This window comes from Lysinibacillus sp. OL1 (genome assembly GCF_004332175.1).
Taxonomy (GTDB): Bacteria; Bacillota; Bacilli; order Bacillales_A; family Planococcaceae; genus Lysinibacillus; species Lysinibacillus capsici.
The window spans coordinates 1-24443 of sequence record NZ_SJDS01000016.1; the positions used below are offsets into that span (position 1 = coordinate 1).

The 24443-nt window shown below is 37.2% G+C and carries 22 protein-coding genes, 1 pseudogene and 2 riboswitches; of the genes and pseudogenes, 5 read left to right on the plus strand and 18 right to left on the minus strand.

Annotated features, from left to right (window positions below):
- Nucleotides 1-369: 369 nt before the first annotated feature.
- From EW028_RS21340 to EW028_RS21405, 14 genes and pseudogenes are all read right to left on the minus strand, one after another.
- Nucleotides 370-1671: an NCS2 family permease gene (locus tag EW028_RS21340; RefSeq protein ID WP_131522313.1), complete on the minus strand. Its 1302-nt coding sequence runs from the start codon at nucleotides 1669-1671 to the stop codon at nucleotides 370-372.
- A 131-nt stretch (nucleotides 1672-1802) separates the two neighbouring features.
- A riboswitch (purine riboswitch) is annotated at nucleotides 1803-1904 on the minus strand.
- Nucleotides 1905-2113: 209 nt separating this feature from the next.
- Nucleotides 2114-2782, minus strand: coding sequence for an MOSC domain-containing protein (locus tag EW028_RS21345; protein ID WP_131522314.1), 669 nt, complete (start codon nucleotides 2780-2782; stop codon nucleotides 2114-2116).
- 173 nt (nucleotides 2783-2955) lie between these two features.
- Nucleotides 2956-4509: a glutamine-hydrolyzing GMP synthase gene (gene guaA / locus EW028_RS21350; protein WP_131522315.1), complete on the minus strand. Its 1554-nt coding sequence runs from the start codon at nucleotides 4507-4509 to the stop codon at nucleotides 2956-2958.
- 157 nt (nucleotides 4510-4666) lie between these two features.
- Nucleotides 4667-4768: riboswitch (purine riboswitch) on the minus strand.
- A gap of 32 nt (nucleotides 4769-4800) precedes the next feature.
- The gene (locus tag EW028_RS21355; protein ID WP_131522316.1) at nucleotides 4801-6984 is read right to left on the minus strand and encodes a transglutaminase TgpA family protein; all 2184 of its coding nucleotides are present in this window, start codon (nucleotides 6982-6984) and stop codon (nucleotides 4801-4803) included.
- The gene (locus tag EW028_RS21360; RefSeq protein ID WP_131522317.1) at nucleotides 6981-8162 is read right to left on the minus strand and encodes a DUF58 domain-containing protein; all 1182 of its coding nucleotides are present in this window, start codon (nucleotides 8160-8162) and stop codon (nucleotides 6981-6983) included. Before EW028_RS21360 ends, EW028_RS21355 begins: the two co-directional genes overlap by 4 nt.
- Complete coding sequence (locus EW028_RS21365; RefSeq protein ID WP_131522318.1) at nucleotides 8159-9103, minus strand: AAA family ATPase; 945 nt, start codon at nucleotides 9101-9103, stop codon at nucleotides 8159-8161. The genes EW028_RS21360 and EW028_RS21365 overlap by 4 nt, the downstream gene beginning before the upstream one ends.
- Nucleotides 9104-9297: 194 nt before the next feature.
- Nucleotides 9298-9978 (minus strand): ABC transporter ATP-binding protein, encoded by a 681-nt coding sequence (locus EW028_RS21370; protein WP_131522319.1) that lies wholly within the window; start codon nucleotides 9976-9978, stop codon nucleotides 9298-9300.
- Nucleotides 9975-10775 carry an ABC transporter permease gene (locus EW028_RS21375; RefSeq protein ID WP_131522372.1) on the minus strand — a complete coding sequence of 267 codons (801 nt, stop codon included), beginning with the start codon at nucleotides 10773-10775 and terminating at the stop codon, nucleotides 9975-9977. Before EW028_RS21375 ends, EW028_RS21370 begins: the two co-directional genes overlap by 4 nt.
- Nucleotides 10775-11227 carry a nitrous oxide reductase accessory protein NosL gene (locus EW028_RS21380; RefSeq protein ID WP_131522320.1) on the minus strand — a complete coding sequence of 151 codons (453 nt, stop codon included), beginning with the start codon at nucleotides 11225-11227 and terminating at the stop codon, nucleotides 10775-10777. Before EW028_RS21380 ends, EW028_RS21375 begins: the two co-directional genes overlap by 1 nt.
- A complete protein-coding gene (locus EW028_RS21385; RefSeq protein ID WP_131522321.1) occupies nucleotides 11224-12495 on the minus strand; it encodes a right-handed parallel beta-helix repeat-containing protein in 1272 nt (423 codons plus the stop codon). Before EW028_RS21385 ends, EW028_RS21380 begins: the two co-directional genes overlap by 4 nt.
- Nucleotides 12496-12553: 58 nt before the next feature.
- Nucleotides 12554-13177: a nitrous oxide reductase accessory protein NosL gene (locus EW028_RS21390; protein ID WP_131522322.1), complete on the minus strand. Its 624-nt coding sequence runs from the start codon at nucleotides 13175-13177 to the stop codon at nucleotides 12554-12556.
- A gap of 205 nt (nucleotides 13178-13382) precedes the next feature.
- Nucleotides 13383-13703 (minus strand): NAD synthetase, encoded by a 321-nt coding sequence (locus tag EW028_RS21395; RefSeq protein WP_131522323.1) that lies wholly within the window; start codon nucleotides 13701-13703, stop codon nucleotides 13383-13385.
- A gap of 159 nt (nucleotides 13704-13862) precedes the next feature.
- The gene (gene nadE / locus EW028_RS21400) at nucleotides 13863-14687 is read right to left on the minus strand and encodes an ammonia-dependent NAD(+) synthetase (protein WP_131522324.1); all 825 of its coding nucleotides are present in this window, start codon (nucleotides 14685-14687) and stop codon (nucleotides 13863-13865) included.
- Nucleotides 14688-14705: 18 nt separating this feature from the next.
- Nucleotides 14706-16167 (minus strand): annotated as a pseudogene (locus EW028_RS21405) (nicotinate phosphoribosyltransferase).
- 312 nt (nucleotides 16168-16479) lie between these two features.
- Between EW028_RS21405 and EW028_RS21415 the strand changes: the two are divergent.
- Both EW028_RS21415 and EW028_RS21420 read left to right on the plus strand, forming a co-directional pair.
- Complete coding sequence (locus EW028_RS21415; protein ID WP_016995352.1) at nucleotides 16480-16821, plus strand: P-II family nitrogen regulator; 342 nt, start codon at nucleotides 16480-16482, stop codon at nucleotides 16819-16821.
- Between the two features lie 14 nt (nucleotides 16822-16835).
- A complete protein-coding gene (locus EW028_RS21420; RefSeq protein ID WP_131522325.1) occupies nucleotides 16836-18134 on the plus strand; it encodes an ammonium transporter in 1299 nt (432 codons plus the stop codon).
- 186 nt (nucleotides 18135-18320) lie between these two features.
- Here the strand turns inward: EW028_RS21420 and EW028_RS21425 are convergent, their stop codons facing one another.
- Entirely contained in the window at nucleotides 18321-18830 is a 510-nt protein-coding gene (locus EW028_RS21425; protein WP_131522326.1) for a methylated-DNA--[protein]-cysteine S-methyltransferase, read from the minus strand.
- 94 nt (nucleotides 18831-18924) lie between these two features.
- Here EW028_RS21425 and EW028_RS21430 point away from each other — a divergent pair, with 94 nt between their 5' ends.
- The 3 genes from EW028_RS21430 to EW028_RS21440 all read left to right on the plus strand — a co-directional run bounded on the left by EW028_RS21430 (nucleotide 18925) and on the right by EW028_RS21440 (nucleotide 21454).
- Nucleotides 18925-19656: an ABC transporter ATP-binding protein gene (locus EW028_RS21430; RefSeq protein ID WP_131522327.1), complete on the plus strand. Its 732-nt coding sequence runs from the start codon at nucleotides 18925-18927 to the stop codon at nucleotides 19654-19656.
- Complete coding sequence (locus EW028_RS21435; protein WP_131522328.1) at nucleotides 19653-20405, plus strand: ABC transporter permease; 753 nt, start codon at nucleotides 19653-19655, stop codon at nucleotides 20403-20405. Before EW028_RS21430 ends, EW028_RS21435 begins: the two co-directional genes overlap by 4 nt.
- Nucleotides 20406-20479: 74 nt before the next feature.
- On the plus strand, nucleotides 20480-21454 hold the full coding sequence (locus tag EW028_RS21440) for a proline dehydrogenase family protein (protein ID WP_048394992.1): 975 nt from the start codon (nucleotides 20480-20482) through the stop codon (nucleotides 21452-21454).
- Between the two features lie 45 nt (nucleotides 21455-21499).
- On the opposite strand, the gene EW028_RS21445 is transcribed toward EW028_RS21440, so the two are convergent.
- From EW028_RS21445 to desA, 3 genes are all read right to left on the minus strand, one after another.
- Nucleotides 21500-22111, minus strand: coding sequence for a response regulator transcription factor (locus EW028_RS21445; RefSeq protein WP_048394990.1), 612 nt, complete (start codon nucleotides 22109-22111; stop codon nucleotides 21500-21502).
- 16 nt (nucleotides 22112-22127) lie between these two features.
- Nucleotides 22128-23276, minus strand: a complete 1149-nt coding sequence (locus tag EW028_RS21450; RefSeq protein ID WP_422655536.1) for a sensor histidine kinase — start codon at nucleotides 23274-23276, stop codon at nucleotides 22128-22130.
- A 130-nt stretch (nucleotides 23277-23406) separates the two neighbouring features.
- Nucleotides 23407-24438 (minus strand): Delta(5) desaturase DesA, encoded by a 1032-nt coding sequence (gene desA / locus EW028_RS21455; RefSeq protein ID WP_054548858.1) that lies wholly within the window; start codon nucleotides 24436-24438, stop codon nucleotides 23407-23409.
- Between the last annotated feature and the right edge of the window lie 5 nt (nucleotides 24439-24443).

Below are 24443 nucleotides of genomic sequence, written 5' to 3' on the forward strand. Positions count from 1 at the left end.
GTGTTTCGTTCACTAGCAAAACTAGCTACTTAAAACTTTATTGATTACGTTTTGCTTGTTCAGTTTTCAAGGTTCATTTACTAGTTACACTAAGTAACTTTTTATAATTTAACATAATGTTAACTCACTGTCAACTGTTTATGTTAATATTTTTTAAGTTGTCCGTTTGTTTCGTAACAACGTGTTTAAATATATCATCTTAAATTTAAGTTTGCAAGTGTTTCATTAAAGTAAAACTATTCACATTATTTAAAACCGAGTTCCTTCTATATAACTGTTAAAATAATAACTTCTTTTATTTTGAATCAACTCAATAAAAAACACCTCTAATTGTTAGCAACTTACTAACAATTAAAGGTGTCTGTTTAACTAACGTACCCAAATGAAGTATGCAAGGAAAACAAAGAATAGACCGTACATCATTGGGTGAATTTCTTTTTTACGACCGGCTAATAACATTGTAATTGGATAGAATACAAAGCCGATTGCAATACCAGTAGCAATTGAATAACCAAGTGGCATCATTAACACTGTAAAGAATGCAGGTACTGCTATTTCGAATTTGTCCCAATCAATTAAACGTAAGGACGATACCATTAGTACCCCTACGATTACTAAAGCTGGGGCAGTAACTGCTGGTGTTACCACTGCTAGTAATGGTGAGAAGAATAATGCAACTAAGAACAGTACTGCTGTTACGACTGCTGAAAATCCTGAACGAGCGCCTGCAGCAACTCCAGAAGTTGACTCTACATACGCTGTTGTTGTTGACGTACCAAATAAAGAACCGATAGTTGTTGCTAGTGCATCTGCCATTAAGGCACGTCCTGCACGCGGTAATTTATTATCTTTTACTAAGCCTGCTTGTGTCGCAACAGCCATTAAAGTACCAGCTGTATCAAAGAAATCAACAAACAAGAATGTTAACACTACTACTAAAAACTTCACGTTAAATAATGTACCGAAGTCACCAAGTGGTTCTAGTGCTACCATGAATGTAGAATCTACACTTGGAATAGCTGATACAACTGCTGTTGGAGGATCAATGATACCTGTGATCATCCCAATAATTGCAGTAATCACCATTCCTAAGAAAATACCGATACTGCGCAATTTAATAATAAGAATAACTGAAAGAATAATTCCGAATACCGCTAATAAAGTAGCGCCTGTGAAACTTCCTAAAGTGACTAAAGTCGCTGGGCTATCGACAATGATCCCTGCTCCTTGTAAACCAACAAAAGTAATAAATAAACCAATACCTGCAGAAACTGCATACTTAAGTTGTACTGGAATAGCATTAATAACAGTTTCGCGGATACCAGTTAAAGATAAAATAATAAAGATAATCCCTGAGAAAAACACGCCTGTTAAACCAGTTTGCCACGGAATACCGTATGCTCCGACTACAGTAAATGCAAAGAATGCATTTAACCCCATCCCAGGAGCAAGTGAAATCGGAAACTTAGCGAAAATCCCCATAATCAAAGAACCGACTGCTGCTGCTAATGCTGTTGCTACGAAAACAGCACCTTTATCCATCCCTGCATTTTCTAGAATACCTGGGTTAACAGCTAGAATATATGCCATTGCAAGGAAGGTTGTAATACCGCCTATTATTTCGCGGCGATAATTAGTTCCTAATTCATCGAACATGAAATATTTTTTCATTATCAAAAAATCCTCCGTGTGGTCGTCTTCAATATCGAAAACAAAAAAGACACGCTGACTACTCTACTAGTCGCATGTCTACGATATATTTCATCACAATTAGTGTGTGAAACAAATTAGTGTTTATACGTTTATGTATAAACCTAAATCGTAGTCAAGTTATTTACGGTAACTTGGTAGAAACTCACGGGCCTTATCCCCGACATTATACGACGACGTATTTAATTTACATTCGTAATATATCATTTCGTTTTTTAGATTTCAACCCTATTTCCGAACATTTTTCTAAAAAGAAATACGAAAGTTCGTGTAAAATTCTTATTTAATGTTCAGGTTCTATTAAATACATTACTAAAGAGGCTTTGTACTGAACATTCCACCAATCAGTTTAAAGAAAAAATCCCCTAGAAATTCTAGAGGATCCTTCTTTTGAGCTTATGTTTTAACTCATCACTTTACTTTGCAAGATTTGAATTCTTTTTTCTAATTTTTCTTTCCAATCTTCTGCTAATGCATCTACTGCTTGTATTTGTTTCATAGCGATTGCATCATTGTTTTTGAAGTACACTTCATTGCAATACAAAACAAAGATACGTGCAGGATGCTTTTCTACAAGCTCAATTGTTGAATCTGCACAGATTGTCCCTTCTTCAAGTACACGCGCAAGGAAACCTGTATAGCCTGTTTCGATTAAACGTTTGAGTAATGTGTTTGCCTCGGTATATCTATCAATCGTACTACATGGAATACGTCCCTGTGTAATTTGAATGACAGCATCTCCAATTTTATAAATATCACCAATACACACATCTGCTTCTAACATATTTGTTACGGTTAAATTTTCGCCAAATGCAGCAATAGGTAACGTTTTTCCAAGTTCCTGTTCCCATTGTATGTAATGCTCCGCAGGATATAAACAAACTGCTCGATCAGGGCCACCGTGATGTTTTTTATCTGCCACATCATCCCCTTCAAAGCCTTGAGAGGACAAATAAACTTCTTGCACTCGTTGCTTTTCAATCCCTGTAATCATTGAACGTCCTTTACTATCAACCAATTCTTTTGGCATCCCAACCGTTAATGTATGAATCATTGGTTTATTTTTCTCCATTTAAATCCCCCCTAATCTGAATAGTATAATTTCTTGTGCATTCATTTAGTTTACTACATACAACACTTTACCAGCAATTTTTGCAGTTGAGATACTTCATTAAGCCATAAATTCAGAAGGAATTAAATCAAAAAGGCCCTAAAAACCTCTCAGGGCTTTTAGGGCTTTTGCTATTATTCCCACTCAATTGTTGCTGGTGGCTTAGAAGTAATATCATACAGCACGCGGTTCACGTGTTTTACTTCGTTTACAAGGCGGACAGAGATTTTCTCTAGTACATCCCAAGGAATACGTGCCCAGTCAGAGGTCATACCGTCGATAGATGTTACGGCACGGATACCTATTGCATAGTCATACGTACGAGCATCGCCCATTACACCAACTGAACGGATATCAGGTAATACCGTAAAGTACTGCCAAATGTCACGCTCAAGACCAGCTTTTGCGATTTCTTCACGTAGAATGAAATCAGATTCACGAACGATTTCTAATTTTTCTTCTGTTACTTCACCAAGCACACGGATACCTAATCCAGGACCTGGGAATGGTTGACGCCAAACGATTTTTTCGTCAAGTCCAAGCTCTAAGCCTAGCGCACGTACTTCATCTTTAAATAAAGTTTTCAGTGGCTCGATTAGTTGGAATTGCATATCTTCAGGAAGACCACCAACGTTATGGTGTGATTTGATTGTTTGTGCAGTTGAAGTACCAGATTCAATAATATCTGTGTAAAGAGTTCCTTGTGCTAAGAAATCCATACCCTCAAGCTTAGATGCCTCTTCATCAAATACATAAATGAATTCATTACCGATAATTTTACGTTTTTTCTCTGGATCAGAAACGCCAGCGAGTTTGTCCATGAATCGTTTACGTGCATCGATTTTAATAAGATTCATGTCAAAGTCTTCTGTGAATGTTTTCATTACTTGTTCAACTTCACCTTTACGGTTTAAGTTGTGGTCTACGAACATACAAGTTAATTGATCGCCAATTGCTTTATGGATTAACACCGCTACAACTGATGAGTCTACACCACCAGAAAGTGCACATAATACTTTTTTATCGCCAACGATTTCACGAATTTTTGCAATTTCAAGCTCAATGAAGTTTGCCATTGACCAATCGCCCTTCGCTTCACAGATGTCGAATACGAATTGACGTAATAGATCATTACCATATACAGAGTGACGTACTTCTGGATGGAATTGTACAGCATATAGTTTACGTTCAACGTTTGCCATTGCAGCAATCGGACAAGATGCGCTAGTTGCGATGACTTCAAATCCAGCTGGAACTTCTGTTACATGGTCACCATGGCTCATCCAAACGATTTGTTCTGTAGGTAACTCACCAAATAATTTGTTTGGTGTTGTTACTTGAATTTCGGCTTTACCATACTCACGTGTTTCAGCACCTTCAACTTTACCGCCGTTTGTATGTGCCATTAATTGCATACCATAACAAATACCTAAAATCGGTAAACCTAATTCGAAAATAGCTGGATCCACATGAAAGGCATTTTCATCATAAACAGAGTTTGGACCACCTGAGAAAATAATACCTGTTGCGTTCATATCTTTAATTTCTTCTGCAGTTACCGTATGTGGATGTAGTTCACTAAAAACACCAAATTCACGAATACGACGTGTAATTAATTGGTTAAATTGGCTACCGAAGTCTAATACAACGATTTTTTCTTGCTCTTTTAATAAAGGGCTAGCTGTCAAAATTTCCACCTCTTCTATTATTTTTAAAGGATATTTTTCATGTGTTCAAAGAAAAACGCGAAGAAAGTAAAAAAACTTTCTACGCGTCCATAAGCTCTAGAATATTGATAAAGGCGAATGCGTAGCAAAGTAAAGTGATTTACTATACTTTTCACCTAACGAAAACATCCGCCTTCATAGAGAAATCATTTAAGGTGATTTCGTAGAAACATCCGAACCCTATTATCGAACTTATATGAAAGCAATCCTTGCATTTAATTTTTTTCATTTTACTCTTTGTCTACGTTAAAATCAACTGATAGTGCGATTGATTAAATATTCCCAACTTTCTTTCAGCTTCATGAAATCAACATCTTCTTTGTCTTTTCCATAAATATGTTGCTCGTAGACTACCGTCAGCTTTTGCATTTCATCTGTTTCTAATGCTGCATCTACACGCTCTGCGAATGCACTTAACGTTTCTCCATCTTTTCTGCGCAAACCAATGCGAGATAATTGCTTCAGTAAAACATGGTAAGAAGAATCGAAATTTGACCAATCCGCTACTTTTTTACGGTATGCTCGAACATGCATCTTAGGAATCCACGTTTTACGCTGTAAGAATAAAGAAATACCCGTGATTATGAATAATACAACAATTATTACCCAAACATAGGCAAACTTTTTCATCCATAACCACATTGCATCAAAGCTAAATGTTGATTTCATCTGTTCCTTCTCGGTTACCTGTTCTTGCGGTTGTGGCTGCTCGGGTTTTGATTCTGGCTGCACCACTTCCTCCTCATCAGACGTATCTAATGGGATATCATAATCGATATTGACATTTCCAGAAAAGCCGATTGTCGGTTCAAACTCCATCCATCCCGTTCCAGGTATAAATGCTTCTACCCATGAGTGCGCATTGTCATTCGTGATGCGATATTCACGTAACCCATCTGACACAGGGCCTGCAGTTCCAGGCGCAAAACCTTTCACCCATCGAGCTGGGATCCCTACTGAGCGTAAAAGTACCACCATTGAAGTGGAGAAATTATCACAATACCCTACTTTTGTATCGAACAAAAATTGATCGACATAGTCTTGATTTTCACCAGGAATAGCAGCTTGCGTTTTATCGTATTTAAAACCATTTGTTCTAAAATAACTTTCTACAGCCTTAATTTGTTCATAAACCGTATCTTTCTTTTGCGTTATTTCAGACGCTAAGTCCCTTACACGTTGAGGAAGTTGGTTTGGTAACTGTAAAAATCGATCAAAGGAAGAATCCATTGTTTCAAGTGTTGCTGGATATGACAATTGGAGCTGCTCCATACTATAAACAGGCTCACTATAAGACAATGAATAGTTTGATAATGATTTCGATTCCCCCACCTGTTGTTCTATATTCATTCTTTCAGTCTGCTCATCTTGAATAAATAAAGTGGAATCTTGAGCCGAAACAGAAAGCATACCATATGTTTGAATTAAAAATGGCATTGGAACAGCAATGTCTAATTGAATCTGACGTTCATTTTCAGGTGGCCCGACTTGTAAAGAAGTCAGAATGGGTGTATTTGACTCATAAACATTTTTCCCAAAGTTCCCCTCTGAAACAATCCAACCTTTCGACGTATACGTATCTTTTGTTTCAATGCGCCAGTAATGGCGATCACGAGAAGAGGCAGTGAAAATTAACGTATTATCTCCTTGGAAAGGACCACCTAACTGACTATCATCTTGGCTATAACCAACTGATTTTTGACCATTTCCATTTCCATCTTGTCCAGTAACACCTTGGATAAAGGGCACAGGATCTGCCCATGTTGGTCCAGTCTTTGGTAAAAAGAATGCTACAGAACTAATGAGCAATACAGCTACTAGCATGGGAATCACAATTTTCCATTTTTCCATTGCCGTACTTGTAGTTTCCACTTGAAGCCATAGACGCTTGACAAAAAGAACACCTGTCATGATTAATCCTAAAACAACAACTTTTACAATTGCCGCTTTACCATCATAGTCACTAAATGTATCCAAAGTAGCAATAAAAAATACGGTCATGGCAAAGAAGTAGAATATATTTTTTCGCACCGAAACCCAATGGTGAATTAAATAAACTAGCATCCAAATTAACACAAGAAATAATACTGTTCTGAAAACATCTGAAACCCGTCCAAAGTCACCTGTTAGAATCGTGGTTATGTTCCCTTTCCCTTCAGCCAATAAAAAAGGCAATGTATTACCAGATAATACAGGACTAGGGCTATAGATAAAAACGATAAACCAGGTAATATAACCAAACTTCACTAACCCTGATAGCAAAGGATGTACGCGGAAAAGACTTAGCGCTAAAGACATACCGATAAAGACTAAGAAAAGATGCATCCCACCTGTATTCGTTAATTGCATAATGGGAATAAGCCATTCACGCAAAATGAAAAATACAATAACATAAGCTATGGCTAATTCTAAAAATTCTCCTAATGTTTGCTTCACGGTCTCATCACCTCCGTGAATAAATGATAGAAATCTGCTGGATTTACATAAATAACTTGAATATGTTTATACCGCATCGCCAGCTCAGATTGCACTGGTGGCTGCTTGGCCACTACAAAACAAATACAGCTTTTCACAATATTTGCAAGAGTATGTAGTAATTCATCTGAAACATCACTTGTCACATAAAGCAGTGTTGCAACTTGCTTAAAGGCTTGTTGGTCATGAAATCGAAACTTGACATTCTCCGTAGGTTTTATCGCAGCTAAATAATACATGACCTGATCTAAATGCTTGTCCCCCTGTATAGCAGGGAATACTTTCGTCATTTCTCCAGCAGAAATAAAGGATAAATCTCCTCGTTCCTGAACGATCATCTGTAGCATTGAAGCCACTAACTCCACTTTTTCTTCAAACATTGTGGATTTTGTTGCGTCTAGCACTAACATTAGTTCTGATGATTGTCGATCCTCAAATTCCTTAGACTGCAACTTTTGTGTACGTGCAAATGATTTCCAATGAATCCATGAAAAACGATCTCCAGGAACGTACTCTCTTAATCCAACAGCCATCGATGTGTCCTTCACAATAGAGTATGGTGACATCATCGGGCCAACATCATATTTTGTTTGAAGCGCAGCATATTTCATCTCTTGTATTCTTGGGTAAACTAAAATAGTTTGGTCCTTTTCTGCTACGACAACCTTTTTAGCCCAGCCAAAAAAATCGTAGAAAATAATTGTAACACCTAGGTAGCGATGTTCACCACGTGGCATATTCTCCAATTCATATTGCCAGCTAAAGTCTTTTTTAAATCCAACGAACTTAATGGCATTCGCATTTTGTATTTTAGCTTGCACTAATCCCTCACTATCCACAAGTTCCTCCATTACGATATAGGCAAACGGAAAACGTGTTTTACGTTCTATCGTAATAAGCACCTTCGCTGATTGACCGCGTTCTATATGAATCGGGTCAATCTTACGTTCGATTAGTAAAATATCCTCTCTAACGATAAAGAACATACATGCATACACTAAAAACGGACTAACCGTAAAAAATACAAACCAGCTCACAAATCCACCTTGGAACATTGCATAACAAAATGTTACGATCATCAAGAAAGCGATTAATAGGAAATGTTTACTTTTTTCTACAAAAGCTTTCCATCGCCTCATTGTTCTGCAAACCTCTTTGTCGGAACTGGTGTTTTAGCAATGATACGCTGGATAATTTCGTCTGCCGTCACATTATCATAGCGTGCATCTGGTTTTAAAACTAAACGATGACTAAAAACAAATGGCACTAAATATTGAACATCATCAGGGGTAACATAGCTTCGCCCTTTCAAAAATGCGTAAGCTTGAGAAGCTTTCATTAGTGCTATTGTGGCACGAGGACTCACACCTAAATAGACATAATTATTTTCCCTTGTTAGGGTAGCAAGCTCCACCATATAATTTTTAACAGAATCTTCTACATACACACCTTGAACAAGTTCCTGTAATTCGATTAATTGCGCTACCGATAATACCGCTTCGATTTTTTCAATGGCTTTACCATTCTCAGCTCTTCGTAAAATTTCAACTTCCTGCCCCCTAGATGGATAGCCCATTTTTATCTTTAAGAGAAATCGATCTAGTTGTGCTTCAGGTAAAGGATAGGTACCTTCATGCTCAATGGGATTTTGTGTAGCCATAACAAAAAATGGCTGATTGATTATCAACGTTTTCCCATCAATAGTAACAGAAGCCTCTTCCATTCCCTCTAACAAGGCTGATTGAGTTTTCGGAGACGTTCGGTTAATTTCATCGGCTAGTACAACATCCCCCATGATTGGACCAGGACGAAATTCAAACTCCATTGTCTTTGGATTATAAATAGAAATACCGACTACATCTGATGGCAATAGATCTGGCGTAAATTGAATACGCTTAAATTGTGCATCAAAAGATTTTGCAAGTGCTCGCACCATCATTGTCTTTCCTACTCCAGGTACATCCTCCAACAAAACATGCCCTCTTGCCAATAATGCGACAATACTGAGCTCGGCAATTTCTCTTTTACCAATCATTACTTTTTCTATATTTTCTAAAACATTCTGTATTTGAGCATTCATTAATCGAAAAGCCTCCCATTCCATCAAGCAATTGTGTGAATTGCAAGCAAACTTAATCTAAGCATAGCGAAATCTGTCCTGTAAAACAATTATCTGAAACTTCTACTTCCTATGAACATTCATAAAAAAGGCTTGTTTGATAATACCCAAACAAGCCTAACCCTTATTATATAACGTCATTAATCATTAGAATGTTACAAATTCAATCTTTTTAACCATATTTCTTCTAAAGATGTAGAATTTTCTTGTAAGAAAATTTCAGTTATCGCCCCAGAAATGATAATTTCCCCTTCATGTAAAACTAATAGATCATCCGCTATTTCTTCCGCAAAAGACAGCAAATGAGTAGAGAAGATAACGGTATTGCCTTTTTCCTTCTCCTCCAACATCATGTTTTTCAACTGTGCTATCCAAAAGGGATCTAGACCATTCGTTGGCTCATCTAAAATTAGCAATGACCCGTTACCAAGTAGGCTTTGAGCTAGGTTTAGGCGCTGGAGCATCCCTTTAGAAAAGTGTTTAGCTCTTTGCTTCCGAACATCCCACAAGGAAACACGCTTCAGAACATTCTCTTGCTCATAACTATCTACTTCTTTTAAAGATGCCAACAGCTCTAATACTTCAGATGCAGTTAGCATAGTTGGAAAGTTTACATCATCAGGCATAAAACGTATTGTTTGTGGTTGATGCCATATTATTTCACCAGATTGCGCTTTCTCTTGACCCGTTAACAAACGAATCAAAGTACTCTTTCCTGCCCCGTTTCCTCCAACCAACGCTAGAATTCGACCAGCTTGCAGCAGAAAGGAGGCTTCTTTTAATCCCCTATCATTTTCATAAACCTTGACTACATTTTTTCCCTCTAACAGAATCATCGCCGCTCCCCCTCCTTTAACAGCTTCGTAGCAAGCATTAACGGTAGTACAATCCAGAGTATTGTTATTATTCCATACACCACCTGACCAAGCGGTGATAAGTAAAACCTCGTAACATCATAAAAGGCTGGACCAAGCACACTAGCTTGATTACTAAATATAAAATAGCCGAAGCGCAGCCATTCAACTGGATTAATATGTATCGTTATGATGATAAACTTTTGTAAAAGATGCCCAGGAACAACTGCGCCTATAGCCATTAATGCATACGATATGAGCAATAAAAGTAAGGACCATACTACAAGTGATAATGCAAGTGCAAATAATCTTGTTTTTGCAAATACCCCTAGCAAGATTCCTAAAGACACAAAGATAATAATACATAATAGTGTAAGCATAACTAAAACAATTGGTAACCGTACCCCACCTAGTAACCCACCTACGGCTAATACAAAACCAAATGCCACTACTATTACTAATAAAAACGCAAGTGCTGTCGCTACATATTTGCCTGTAATATATTGCATCCGTTTCATAGGATATGTTTTTAATAACGATAACCAACCTGACTCTATGTCACCAGCTACACTCATACTACCAATGGTGAGGATAAATAGCGGCAGCAGAAATAACAACACACTTAAAAACGATGCAGTTTGCCGTGTAAAGCCTTCAATATCTGGCAAAGCCATCTGTTGAATGACGATAATGGCAACGAAAACAAACGTAAAAAGAAAGGCTACAAGTTGCATCCATCGACTTCTTAAAATCTGCTTCAGCTCTATTTTTACAAACATCACTCATGAATCCCCCAATTCAATGTCAACAAATCACGATAGACTAATAGTTGACCTTCTCCTTCATCATTCATCCATTCTCGCGCTTCGTCTTTTGTAGCAAATGCAATAACGCCATAGTTCATAGGCGTCCAATAATTTTTGTTGTATACATAAATCGCTTTATAAACATCAATCCATTCATTCGTTGCTTTATTTTTAATATAGGCTGCCCCAACTTCATCATCGCCATTTAGCTCAAGGTAATCCATCAAGCATCCAATATCATCAAAAATCTCATCGTCTCCATTTTTCAAAACAATCTGCCCTGCGTATTCATTATGAACAATACTCATATTACAAACTTTACAAACATCTGTTTCACTATTAATTTCACGTGGATGGTATGCTTTTTCACCACAGCCCACTAAAATAACGCCACATATAATTAGTATCATTATCCATCTAGTCATACTCGTCCCCCCCTTTTCCAAAGCCACAAACTTCCCATAAACACGATAAAACCAATCATTATTTGTAGGATATCTAATGAAAACTCTATCTCTTTCCTATTGCTCAGTAATTTTGGCTCATTATCTACCAGTAGATTTCGTTCTGTTTTATTAATCTGTTGATCTAGTGACGTCAGGATAACAACGCTGGGTGATGCCACAAAAAATTGATAAACTGGCTGTCTCACCATCCATTGTCCAAAACTCGACACAGCCACATATGGAACATCTCCAAAACCATCACCTGTAACATCTAGCCCTGTATAATCATCATAAAAATTATGAATTAAACGTAATCCCTGATTGTCTGACCTTGCTGTTAATATATTGCCTGTAAACTGATTATCCATAATGGTTGAACGCGCATCGACTTTTGTACCTTCTAATGCAGTTTGATTCATCTGAAAGCGATTTTCATGTATTTGAATCACTGAACTCTTCTGCAACGCTACCCCTACACGATTATGTAGAAAGCTATTTTCTCTTATCATTGCCTCCTGTGTGTCATACATCATAAGTCCATAACTATTGAAGCCATTATGAGTACTGATTGTATTACTACTTATTTCTAAATTAGTAGTCATCATCACCATAAGACCTGTAACATTGTGTGAATACGTATTGAACAACACCTTCACACCACTTGAATACATAAAATGTGTTCCATATCGACTATTTGTTACTTTATTTCGCTTTACATCCATTCGCGTCACTTCTTCAACGTATATACCATCTTGGACATGTTCGATCGTATTTTGATCGATCACAACATCCTCACTTTTAAAAACTGCAATTCCATTTCCTTTTTCAGCAAAGTGTGTTTCATTTCCAATGATCTTATTTTCCAAAACTCGAATATGCCTTGAATGTTGAAGATGTATACCAACGCGGATATCTTTTAATTCAATAGCTCTTAGCTCTAAATTCTCCACCTCATTAGCAACAATTCCTTGATTTTTTGCTGTTATTCTTATATTTTCTATCAAAACATTCGATGCAGATTCAATTTTTAATGCAGGTTCATCATTTTGAGCATAAAGCTCAGCTCCTTTTTGTCCGTACAGTTTGATCGGTTTTTTCACAATGAAATTCCCTTGGTAACGACCAGCAGGAATATGAATACTATCTCCAGCTTTTGCTTGATCGATAGCATATTGAATATCAAATTCTGCATACGCCGTTTGACTTGTAAATAGAAAAAACAAAAAGAACAACATCATTTGCTTCATCACTTTCCACCTCCTTACTCAGCAAGAAAAGACTAGAGGATTTCCCCTAGTCTATGATTTAATAACTGTGCCCTTCTTGATTCATCTCATTCGAATGCACAGAACCAGATGCATCGTTTTCATCCTCAGCCTTTTTTTGCATCATTTTCTTACGTCTCTCCAATGCATCATCTTTAATTTTTTGTAGTTCCTCCACATAAGCTTTCGAATTTTCTTGCATATATTTATCTGCTTCAGCCTTGTCCACGAAATAAATATAGCCCCAGTTCATCGGCGATTTCAGCTCCGTTTTTATAATTGTTACATCTTCAATCTTTGCCCAATCTTTCGTCACAAAATCACGTACAAATTTTTCGTTTTTTTCTTCATTAGCAACCTCTGCATTTAATAAACAGCCAATATCGTCATAAAAAGCGATTGTTCCATCTTCTTTTATTGCCTGTGCTGAAAATACACCCATCTCATGGTCTTTCATATAAACTTTCATATTACACATTTCACAAATTGTATCTTCTTCTGGCTCTTGTAACCGTGTATCTACTAGTGAAGCAACTTGCACGGTTTCTGATTCGTTTTTCGTAGTTTCTTGTTCAATTCCCTTTTCTTCTACCTGTTTTTTTTCGCTACCACAAGCTGCAAGTACAAATAATAATATTAGTGCAGGTAACCATAATTTTTTCACAACTTTATCCTCCAAGTTTAGTTTTCTGTTGCCATATCCTACATTACAGATTAGTTGTGAAATTAGTTAAAAATTGCTGTGAAGAAATGGAAAAATTACCTTGAACATTCCATGAACATCTTCACTTCAAATATTTTGAATTTAGTGCTTTTATTTACTTCTCCTCAAAAATAAAAACTCCCCACACTGATGTGGAGAGTTTGGCTTATATGGAAGAACGATAACTATTGAGTCGCTTCTTTTGTTTGTTTAAACGACTGAGCTTTAATGCCGTTTCATTTAATTCACGGCGAATCTCCAAATCACTAGCGCTATCTACATGGATAGGTGTAATCGGTTGCTGCTGTTGTGAATTTACAGAAACAGTTGTTGAATTGTACGTTTTCTCTTTATTTTTTTGTAATCTATTCCGAAATTGCTTTTGTGGATTTTGCCCAAAGTTATGGCTGAGATCACCAGCATGTAAATACTGTTGTTCCTGCCGAAAAACACTACTTGTCGTTGCACTCACTCTAGAAGTCCTCATAAAAAGTTACCCTCCCCTACATTTTATTATCCTTATAGGTAATTATATCGACATTATATGCTGACAATTAACAACATAGAACCATAATACATAAAAAAAGAGCGAAAAGAGCTATTTTTAAAAGTGAAACCACTTTCTTTATAACCCTTTTCGCTCATCTTACTTCCAAAAATCATCAAATATTGTAATTGGCATATGACGTTTATGTTGGGAACGCAAATAATACTCTTCTAATCTTTGGCGAGGTTCTTCTGGAATTTCTTTCCCCTCTAAATAATCATCTATTTGATCATACGACACACCTAGCGCCACTTCGTCTGGCAATGAGGGACGATCTTCTTCTAAGTCTGCTGTAGGCACCTTTTTATAAAGATGCTCAGGGCATTGAAGTTCTGCTAACAATCGCTTTCCTTGTCGTTTATTTAAACGAAAGATTGGCATTAAGTCTGCTCCACCATCCCCGAACTTTGTATAGAAGCCTGTAATAGCTTCCGCAGCATGATCTGTTCCTAATACAACCGCTCCATTCATTGCAGCAATTGAATATTGGACCTTCATACGCTCACGAGCCTTTTCATTCCCTTTCACAAAGTCATTCAGCTCAACCCCCGCATTTGTTAGAGCTCTCACACTAGCATCCACTGCGTCTTTTATATTTACTGTATAAACCTTCGTTGGCTTTATATAATCAATGGCATCTTGGCAATCCTGTTCATCAGCTTGTACGCCATATGGTAATCGTACAGCGAAAAACGAATACTTCATTTCTCCCTCTTCTGCATTTAATTCATCAATAGCCAACTGCGCTAGTTTTCCTGTTAATGTTGAATCTTGACCACCAGAAATACCAAGAACAAAACCTTTTACAAAACTATAGCGTTTTGCATATTCCTTTAAAAAATCAATTGATTTACGTATTTCCCTCTGTACATCAATGTTAGGCAGTACGCGTAATTCCTCAATAATTTGTTGCTGTAAAGTCATTGCACCCGTCACTCCTTTTTACATTCGTTTAACCATCGCATGCACTTCTTCAATATTACGCATCTTATTATCCCAGCATTTTTGACTGAGATCGACCGGATATTCTTCAGGATTCATCGCACGCTTATATTCATCCCACAACAGCTCTAAATTCTCCGCCGCGTAATCACGCATTTCCTCTAATGTAGGGTTTTGATAATTGATCGCTCCATTTTTAATAACATGCTGATGTAAATTTTTTGCTTCAAAATTTGTGACAAACTTTGAGACAAACGTATGAATCGGATGGAACATTTTGATACGTTCCTCAGCTTGAGGATTTTCATCGTGCATTGTGATGTAGTCTCCTTCTGCCTTCCCATTCTTTTTATCGATAATACGATAGACATTTTTCAAGCCTGGCGTTGATACCTTTTCCGCATTAGCTGAGATTTTTATTGTATCTTCAAGTTGCCCTTCGCTATTCTCGATAGCCACCATTTTATATACTGCACCTAACGCAGGCTGGTCGTAAGCTGTAATAAGCTTTGTACCAATTCCCCAAACATCCACTTTTGCTCCTTGAGCTTTTAAATTTAAGATGGTGTATTCATCTAAATCGTTTGAGACAATGATTTTGGCATCATGGAAGCCTGCAGCATCCAACATACGACGAGCTTCTTTTGATAAGAAAGCAATATCGCCGCTATCTAAGCGTATGCCAATAAAGTTAATTTTGTCTCCTAGCTCTTTAGCTACTTTAATTGCAGTTGGCACCCCTGATTTCAATGTATTATAAGTATCTACCAAAAACACACAATCGCGATGACGTTTTGCATAAGCATGGAATGCATCATAATCATTTTTATAAGCTTGTACTAATGCATGGGCATGTGTACCAGAGACAGGAATTTTAAAAAGTTTACCTGCTCGAACATTACTTGTGGAAGCAAAACCACCGATAAACGCGGCACGTGTTCCCCAAATAGCAGCATCCATCTCTTGTGCACGCCTTGTACCAAATTCCATTGCCACTTCATTTTTAATAATTTGCTTGATACGGCTAGCCTTTGTAGCAATTAATGTTTGATAGTTAACAATATTAAGTAAGGCTGTTTCAATTAGCTGCGCCTCTACTAATGGAGCTTCAATTCGGACGATTGGTTCATTAGCGAAAACCAGTTCCCCTTCTACCATGGAATACATTTCTCCAGTAAATCGGATGTTCTTTAAATACTGTATAAAGTCATCTTTATAACCTACTTCATCACGTAAATACGCAATATCCGATTCACTAAAATGAAAATCACGTAGATAATCAAGCATTCGCTCTAACCCAGCAAATATGGCATAGCCATTACCAAAAGGTAATTTTCTAAAATACAATTCAAAAACCGCTTTTTTTATTATGTATGCCATCCGCCCAGTAGGATTCTGCCATATTGATTTGATATAAGTCTGTGTGTAGCGCTAAGCTATCATCTGCATAGTTCGATCTCAAAAGAAACCCCTTCTTCCGCTTTGATAATTAGTCCTAGTATACACTATATACCCAAATTCTTGCGTATTACATTCCCACTTATAGATGTTAGGTTTTCTAACATTAATAGTCAGAAAATTTAGAACTATTCACATTTTAGACACAAATTTTAGTACCGCTTTCATTCCCTTTATAAAAAGCTTTTTTCTAAAATACTTCGGGACTAGAAATATTCTGTGTAAACTAACCTTACACAGAATTCAAAAAAACAATTGCACTGTTTTTAATACCGTTTTAACATGTAAATTAAATTTACGCAAGGAGCTGGTACACATGAAAAAAATTGAAGCAATCATTCGTCCTGAAGTTTTTGGAGCTGTTCGGGATGGTCTTGCACAGGAAGGAATTGCAGGGTTAAGCGTTTCTGAAATCGCTGGTTGTGGTCGTCAGCTAGGTCGAACAGGACTCTTCCGCGGCAATACGTATGAAATTGAATTTTTACCTAAATTAAAATTAGAAATGATTGTAGACGATGGCAAAGTTGATGCCATTGTAGAGATTTTATTGCGTGAAGCAGCAACCGGTAAAGTTGGGGACGGGAAGATTTTTATTTATCCAGTAGAACAAGCAATTCGTATCCGAACAAAAGAAGTCGGATCGATTGCAGTAGAATAAAGGGGGCGATATAGATGGATGAAGTACTATTATCTGTTAATTTAATTTGGGTGATGCTTGGCACTATTTTAGTATTCTTTATGCATGCAGGTTTTGCTATGGTTGAGGCTGGATTTACCCGCTCAAAAAATGCAGTCAATATCATCATGAAGAATTTTCTTACCATTTCTCTTGGTGGGATCGTCTATTTTTTATGTGGCTATGCCATTATGTTCGGAGACTCAGTAGGTGGCATTTTCGGCACAAGTGGCTTTGCTTTAAAAGGAGTAGATGATCTTTCTTTCTTTATCTTCCAAACGATGTTTGCTGCAACTGGAGCAACTATTTTATCGGGGGCTGTTGCAGAACGTACTAATATTTTTGCTTATGTTGGCGTTATTATACTTATGTCTTTAGTTGTTTATCCTGTAGTAGGCCACTGGGTTTGGAGTGGTCAAGGTTGGTTAACAGATTTAGGTTTTGTTGATTTTGCTGGCTCGACAGTTGTCCACTTAACAGGTGCTGTTGCAGCATTTGTCGCAGCAGTTATGGTTGGACCTCGACTAGGCAAATATGAAAATGGTCGAGTAAATGTTATTACAGGACACAGCATTCCTTTAGGTGCATTAGGCGTATTTTTACTTTGGTTTGGTTGGTTCGGCTTCAATGGCGCTTCTACATTAGCTGCTGATCCAGAGCTAGTTCCTAGTGTTATTGCTAATACGTTTTTTGCAGCTGCAGCTGGTGTCGTTGCCACTGCTTTCTATACAAAATTTCGATACGGACATATCGATGGCTCTCTTACATTAAATGGTGCATTAGCTGGGCTTGTAGGGATTACTGCTGGTGCAGCGAATGTCAGCATATTTGGCTCACTTATCATCGGCTTAATTGCTGCACCTTTACTTGTGGAAGGTGTTCGCTTCCTAGAGTGGAAGCTAAAAGTTGACGATCCTGTTGGAGCAATTGCTGTTCATGGTATTTGTGGTATTTGGGGTACACTGGCAGTTGGCCTATTTGATATTGGTGGGCAAGGCTTATTTTATGGTGGGGGTTTTGGTCTATTAGGCATTCAAGCAATCGGCGTTATTGCTACTATTGCTTGGGTTAGTGTATCTGTAGCAGCAGGTTTATTGATCATCAAAGCATTTGTCCCATTACGAGTAACGGCTGAAGAAGAAATAGCTGGATTAGATGTAATGGAACACGGAACGCCTGCCTACGAATACCAAGATATTTTCAAAAGCTCCGCTGTACGAGGCGAAACCTTCGCTCATCGTTTAACACATTTCGGTAAAGCTCAGAACAATGTTCAAGAAGAACAACATGTATAGCTAGTAGAAACATCTGCTCCTTTATCTCTGGATAATGGGGGCAGATTTCTTTTGGCGCACTCCTACATCGGAAACCTTCATTTACAGAGGAGGTAGGATACTTTGTTTGGAGTGATCAAATCTATAGAAAAAGCGCTCTTTCCACGATTTAAGAAGATACTAACATTTACAAGAAATTATTTCGCTTCAATCCATTGATTCTTTCTCTAACTCAAGTAAAAATTGTTTCATAGCTAAGCCGCTTCTGAAGCCTGTTAATTGACCATTTTTACCAATGACCCGATGACATGGAATAATCGCCAGGATTGGATTTGCTCCAATAGCAGACCCTACAGCTCGAACCGCTTTGGGATTACCAATGCGTTGAGCAATATTTCCATAAGTTGTTGTTGTACCATAGGGTAATTCTTTTAATGCATCCCACACCGCTAATTGAAATGCCGTCCCTTTCACATGGATTGGAAGATTAAATTCAATAAGCTCCTTCTTAAAATAGGCTGTTAATTGCTCTTTATATGGGAGCAACGTTTCTGAATTCTCTTCAAAACAATATCCTTTAAATGGTTTTTTAGCCCACTCCTTTACTTCATCGAATGATGCATTTGGTGTACCTATATAAACTAGTCCTTTATCTGAAGCAACAACATACATATCCCCTTGCGCATATGTTAATGTATCGAAATACAATATTTCCATTCCCAAATCCCCTTCTTTCTTTTATTTCAACACCATCTTCCAGTCATTTCATGCTACAGTTATTTTACTGACTAAAGTAAAGGAGTTTCAATAGATGAATATGTTATATGAACCTGCCATTCACTTCCAACAAGTTCATTTTTCAGTAAATGACAAAATGATATTAAAGTCAATTACTGGGTCATTTCCAAAAGGGCAAATCACCACGCTCGTTGGCCCCTCTGGCGCTGGAAAAACAACATTACTTAAGTTATGTAATGGCCTTCTCTCACCATCAAATGGGCATATACTCGTTGATAATCAACCTATCTCTACATATGATCCAACAGCTTTAAGAAGGCATGTTGGTATTGCTTTACAGGCAGCTCCTATGATAGCAGGTACAGTGTTAGAGAATCTTGCACTTCCCCGCACACTGCAAGGACAGAAACTTTTGCAGCAGGAGGCTATTCAATATTTAGAGGACGTTGGGTTAAACGAAAGCTTCCTGCATCAATCTACAAATGATCTATCAGGCGGACAACGTCAAAAGGTATCCATCGCTCGAACACTTATCAATCAATCCTCTATTTTATTATTAGACGAAATAACGTCTGCCTTGGATCGTCAATCCGTTCAGGATATTGAAAAATTGATTGTCACCATTAACAAAAAATACAATGTCACCATGATTTGGATTACCCATAATTTGCAACAAGCGCTAACGATTGGTCACTATACATGGGTGATGATGAATGGGGAGCTCGTTGAAACTGGTAAAAGTTCATTACTCAATGCACCAACAAATCCACGTGTTGCCGAGTTTGTACAGGGGGTTAACAAATGACATATACAGCCTTATCACTGACATTAATTTTTGTTTGTATCCCTTTACTATTATCCAAAATATTAAAATTAGACCTTGAAAAAGATACGCTTATTGCAACATTACGCTCCATCATTCAATTGCTTGCTGTTGGCTATATATTAAAATTTGTGTTTGATGCAAATAGTTATAGTTATATTTTCCTGATGGTAGCACTAATGATTATCGTGGCCACGTTAAATGCACGAAAAAAAGGAGCAGGTATTAAAGGAATCACCTGGAAGATAGCACTGACCCTTGTCATGATAGAAATAATTACACAAGGTGTTTTGCTAGGCTTTCATATTGTTCCAGCAACTGCTCAGTATATCATTCCCATTAGCGGGATGCTAATTGGTAATTCCATGGTGCTATCCATTTTATTCTTAAATCGTTTTACAGCTGAAATTATTAACCATAAGGATCAAATGGAACTAATACTATCCCTAGGTGGCACACCAAAACAGGCTATTCATCGCCAATTAATTCATGCCATAAAAGCTAGTATGATTCCTACGATTGAGAGTCAAAAAACAATCGGGCTAGTACAGCTACCAGGTATGATGAGTGGTCAAATTATCGGGGGAGCCGACCCTCTTCAGGCAGTCCAATTTCAACTATTAATTATCTTTGCTCTCTTAACAACTGCAACATTATCCAGCGTTATGATTGGCTTTTTAAGTTATCCTGCACTATTTAATGAACGTATGCAAATACTTGAAATGAAATAATTGTTAGGCTGAATGTAATATAGTTTAAAAAATTTATGTTATACTAAAAAGAAAATGCAGTTAGGAGAATGACCATGTTATTACGCGATTTTTTCATCCACTTATCTGAGAACCAACTATTAAATAGTGCTGCAAAGAAATATGGCCTAAAATTAGGAGCACAAAGTGTAGTAGCTGGTACAAATATCGAAGAAACAATTGCAAGCATCAAAGAACTAAATGCACATAATATTTCTTGTACAGTAGATAATCTAGGTGAATTTGTTTCAAGTAAAGAAGAAGCGACTGCTGCTAAAGAAAAAATCCTTACTGTGATCGAAGCTATTCACGAAAACGGTGTAGCTGCACATATTTCATTAAAGCCATCTCAATTAGGCTTAGATATTGATGTTGATTTTTGTTATGACAATCTGTATGAGATTGTAGAGAAAGCCGCTTCATACGATATCTTTGTTAACTTTGATATGGAAGACTATGGACGTCTACAAACTTCCTTCGATATGGTGGAAGAATTATCGAAAACATTTAATAATGTTGGTACAGTCATCCAATCATACTTTTACCGTGCAAAAGATGATATTGAAAAATTTAAGGACTACCGTTTACGTATCGTAAAAGGTGCTTATAAAGAGCCAGTTGAAGTAGCTTATCAAGACAAATTAGATATTGATTTAAACTTTATTGAGTTGATTGAATATCACCTACTAAACGGTAAATTTACATCAATCGCAACTCATGATCACAATATCATTGCGCACGTAAAACGCTTTGTAGCTGATCATAATATTCCGCTTGATAAATTTGAATTCCAAATGCTATATGGTTTCCGTACTGATATGCAAAAAGAGCTTGCAAAAGAAGGCTATAACTTCTGTGTGTACGTTCCATTCGGTGAAGATTGGTACGGCTATTTCATGCGCCGTTTAGCTGAGCGTCCTCAAAACCTTAATCTTGTCACAAAACAAGTATTTACGAAAAAAACGAATACTGTTCTTGCAGTAGCAGCAGGTGCATTCGTTCTTGGCCGTTTAACTAAACGCAATAAGTAAAAAAAATGAGAACCTTTTCGCTTATGATGCGATAAGGTTCTCATTTTATTTATTCCATCCTTTTTCTTTAAAGCGTGCAATGGCCTCAATTCGATTGCCAACGTTTAGTTTTTCTAAAATCGTCGAAATATAGTTACGAACTGTGCCAGCAGACAAAAACAGCTCAGCAGCAATTTCCTTTGTCGTTTTGCCCTCTGCTACAAGTGTCAGTACTTGACTCTCTCGCTCCGTTAAAGGATTTTCACTATCATCTTCATAGACAAAATCAACGAGCTCTGGTGCATAAATACGTTTACCGTCCATGATTGTACGGATTGCGCTCACTAACTCCTCTATAGGGCTATCCTTTAATAAATAGCCTCTGACACTCGCTTTTCTAGCACGTTCGAAATATCCAGGTCTAGCAAATGTAGTTAAAATAATGACTTTACAACCTGAGCCAGTGCTATGCATTTCTTCTGCTGCATCTAGTCCCGTTTTCACTGGCATTTCAATATCCATAATACAAATATCAGGCTGATGCTCTTCCACAAGCATCAATGCTTCCTCACCATTTTTTGCTAAGCCAACAACCTCCATATCCTCCTCCATACTAAGTAAAGAGCGAAGCGCGCCTAATAGCATCCCCTGATCTTCAGCAATCACAATTCGTATCATGTCACAATCCTCTTTTCTATATGTTCTTCAGATTGTCTTTGACATTCTGATGCGTAATAGCTACTGGGATAGTTACTGTTAATGTGGTCCCCTCAACACTTTCAATTTTGAAGGACCCATTAATAAACTCTAAACGTTCCCGCATTCCTTTCAATCCATTACCAGTTCTCCAGGCTTGTTTTTTCGTAATGCCCTGTCCGTTATCTCGCACTACTAAGTAAACTTCTTTAAAATTTTGATGGAAGGCAATTTCGCATTTTGTTGCTCCACTATGTTTGACAACATTATTAACCGCCTCTTTTAAGCACATAGATAAAACATTCTCTACAAGTGGTGGAACTTGCAGTGCGTTTTTATCCCCTTCAAAGACAAACTCCATTTCAGCTGCCTTTAGCATTTGTGAAATACGCATGATCTCATCTTCAAATTTTGCTGTGCGCATATCTGAAACTAATTCCCGAACCTCTTTTAAAGCAATACTAGCCGTCTGGCGTATATCCTTAATCTCAATCAAGGCCTGCTGGGGATCTCGTTCAATCAGCCTAGAAGCTAGATCACTCTTCAAACCAATCATGGACAATTTTTGTCCTAATGTATCATGCAAATCTCGAGCTATTCTTTGTCGTTCTTCAAAAACAATTAACTCAGCAATACGTTCATTGGCTGTTTCTAACTGTCCCTCTAAATTTTCACGTTTATTTTTGGAATAAAGCGTTAGCGGTAAAAGGACAACAGCTAAAATAGTTAATACAACGAAAGGCAACTGCGATAAAAATAGGTTGAGCTCTACAAAAAATCCAGCACCCGTTGAAATAACTGTAAATCCAATATGTAGACCATACATAATATAAAAGCCGACGGGTCTTCGGATATTGCCAATAAAAAATGCTGTGAAAATGGACAAATAGACATAGCCATACAAGATGGTCATAATAATGTTTATGACCATTTCAAAGCTAATCCACATATAAACTAAACCGCTTTTCGAATTCATGGCAAATCGATAGAAGATAAAATAGAGCATTAAAAATGTAATGCCTATCGATATTTCGATATAAGATGATTTCCTAAAAATGAAGAAAAACGGTAGGAAACAAAAAATTATCCACAAATATACACTGAGCATCGGACTATTCGGAATAATACTATGCCATTTCCTCAACATAATCTCACGCTCTTTCCTACTTTTCCCTTATTATAACAAGAATATTAAATTTATGCCTGTACATGCTTTGACCCATATTCCTCTCTTTATATAAAACAGCCATCTCCCTTGCAGAGATGGCTGTTTTCAACTAAGCGGCAATACTGCCTCTTGCTTTACGTTTTATAATTTCATTTACTTCTTTAAACGTCACAAATTTACCTTGATCTTCATCATATAACTTGTAACGTAGTGATTCTAAACTCGTACGTAAAGTAATCGTCGTTGCCATGTGTAATGGCGGTGTCTCATTGTGTGCCTTTTCAAGATTATAATTAGGTACACGAGGAGCTAAGTGATGAACATGATGGAAGCCAATATTCCCTGTTACCCATTGTAAAAGTTTTGGCAATTTATAATAGGAGCTTCCTTCAACTGCGGCTTTCACATAATCCCACTCTGAATCATGTTCAAAATAAGAATCTTCATACGTGTGCTGGATGTAAAATAACCAAATTCCTAAAGAACCTGCAATAAATAAAGTAACGCCTTGCACTAATAAAAACGCTTGCCAGCCCATGAAGAAAATTAAAGCGGCACAAATTCCCACAATGACAATATTCGTTAAAATTGTATTGAGACGTTCCTTCTTCTTCGCATCCTTACGATTAAAACGATTTAAGACAAGAACCATATAAAGTGGGCCTAATCCAAACATCACAAATGGATTGCGATAGAAGCGGTACCATAGACGTTGCCCTTTTGAGGCTTGCATATATTCTTCAACTGTCATCATATCAATATCACCGATACCACGCTTGTCTAAGTTTGAGCTTGTTGCATGGTGAATTGTATGTTCACGTTTCCATTTTTCATAAGGGAATGATGTTAGCACCCCAGTAAAAAATCCAACCCAGTCGTTTGCCTTTTTACTTTTGAAAAATGAGCCGTGTGTACAATCATGAAAAATAATAAAAGTTCGTACGACAAAACCTGCTGAAATAGCACTTAAGCCGACTGTTAGCCAAGGTGATACATCCACTAACAAGTAACCAGCCACCCATAATGCAATTAACGGTACAATTGTATTTATAATCTGAAAAACACTTTTACGCGTATCTGATTTGGCAAATGGCGCTACATCTTGGCGTAACTTTTTTGTTTTTTCTTTAATAGTTGCCATCTTTT

Excerpts from the sequence above, each read along its gene's own strand:
- EW028_RS21340 (WP_131522313.1), bottom strand. The coding sequence starts at position 1,671 with ATGAAAAAATATTTCATGTTCGATGAATTAGGAACTAATTATCGCCGC.
- EW028_RS21345 (WP_131522314.1), bottom strand. The coding sequence starts at position 2,782 with ATGGAGAAAAATAAACCAATGATTCATACATTAACGGTTGGGATGCCA.
- EW028_RS21360 (WP_131522317.1), bottom strand. The coding sequence starts at position 8,162 with ATGAGGCGATGGAAAGCTTTTGTAGAAAAAAGTAAACATTTCCTATTA.
- EW028_RS21365 (WP_131522318.1), bottom strand. The coding sequence starts at position 9,103 with ATGAATGCTCAAATACAGAATGTTTTAGAAAATATAGAAAAAGTAATG.
- EW028_RS21370 (WP_131522319.1), bottom strand. The coding sequence starts at position 9,978 with ATGATTCTGTTAGAGGGAAAAAATGTAGTCAAGGTTTATGAAAATGAT.
- EW028_RS21375 (WP_131522372.1), bottom strand. The coding sequence starts at position 10,775 with ATGTTTGTAAAAATAGAGCTGAAGCAGATTTTAAGAAGTCGATGGATG.
- EW028_RS21380 (WP_131522320.1), bottom strand. The coding sequence starts at position 11,227 with ATGACTAGATGGATAATGATACTAATTATATGTGGCGTTATTTTAGTG.
- EW028_RS21385 (WP_131522321.1), bottom strand. The coding sequence starts at position 12,495 with ATGAAGCAAATGATGTTGTTCTTTTTGTTTTTTCTATTTACAAGTCAA.
- EW028_RS21395 (WP_131522323.1), bottom strand. The coding sequence starts at position 13,703 with ATGAGGACTTCTAGAGTGAGTGCAACGACAAGTAGTGTTTTTCGGCAG.
- nadE (WP_131522324.1), bottom strand. The coding sequence starts at position 14,687 with ATGACTTTACAGCAACAAATTATTGAGGAATTACGCGTACTGCCTAAC.
- EW028_RS21415 (WP_016995352.1), top strand. The coding sequence starts at position 16,480 with ATGAAAAAAATTGAAGCAATCATTCGTCCTGAAGTTTTTGGAGCTGTT.
- EW028_RS21420 (WP_131522325.1), top strand. The coding sequence starts at position 16,836 with ATGGATGAAGTACTATTATCTGTTAATTTAATTTGGGTGATGCTTGGC.
- EW028_RS21425 (WP_131522326.1), bottom strand. The coding sequence starts at position 18,830 with ATGGAAATATTGTATTTCGATACATTAACATATGCGCAAGGGGATATG.
- EW028_RS21430 (WP_131522327.1), top strand. The coding sequence starts at position 18,925 with ATGAATATGTTATATGAACCTGCCATTCACTTCCAACAAGTTCATTTT.
- EW028_RS21435 (WP_131522328.1), top strand. The coding sequence starts at position 19,653 with ATGACATATACAGCCTTATCACTGACATTAATTTTTGTTTGTATCCCT.
- EW028_RS21440 (WP_048394992.1), top strand. The coding sequence starts at position 20,480 with ATGTTATTACGCGATTTTTTCATCCACTTATCTGAGAACCAACTATTA.
- EW028_RS21445 (WP_048394990.1), bottom strand. The coding sequence starts at position 22,111 with ATGATACGAATTGTGATTGCTGAAGATCAGGGGATGCTATTAGGCGCG.
- EW028_RS21450 (WP_422655536.1), bottom strand. The coding sequence starts at position 23,276 with ATGTTGAGGAAATGGCATAGTATTATTCCGAATAGTCCGATGCTCAGT.
- desA (WP_054548858.1), bottom strand. The coding sequence starts at position 24,438 with ATGGCAACTATTAAAGAAAAAACAAAAAAGTTACGCCAAGATGTAGCG.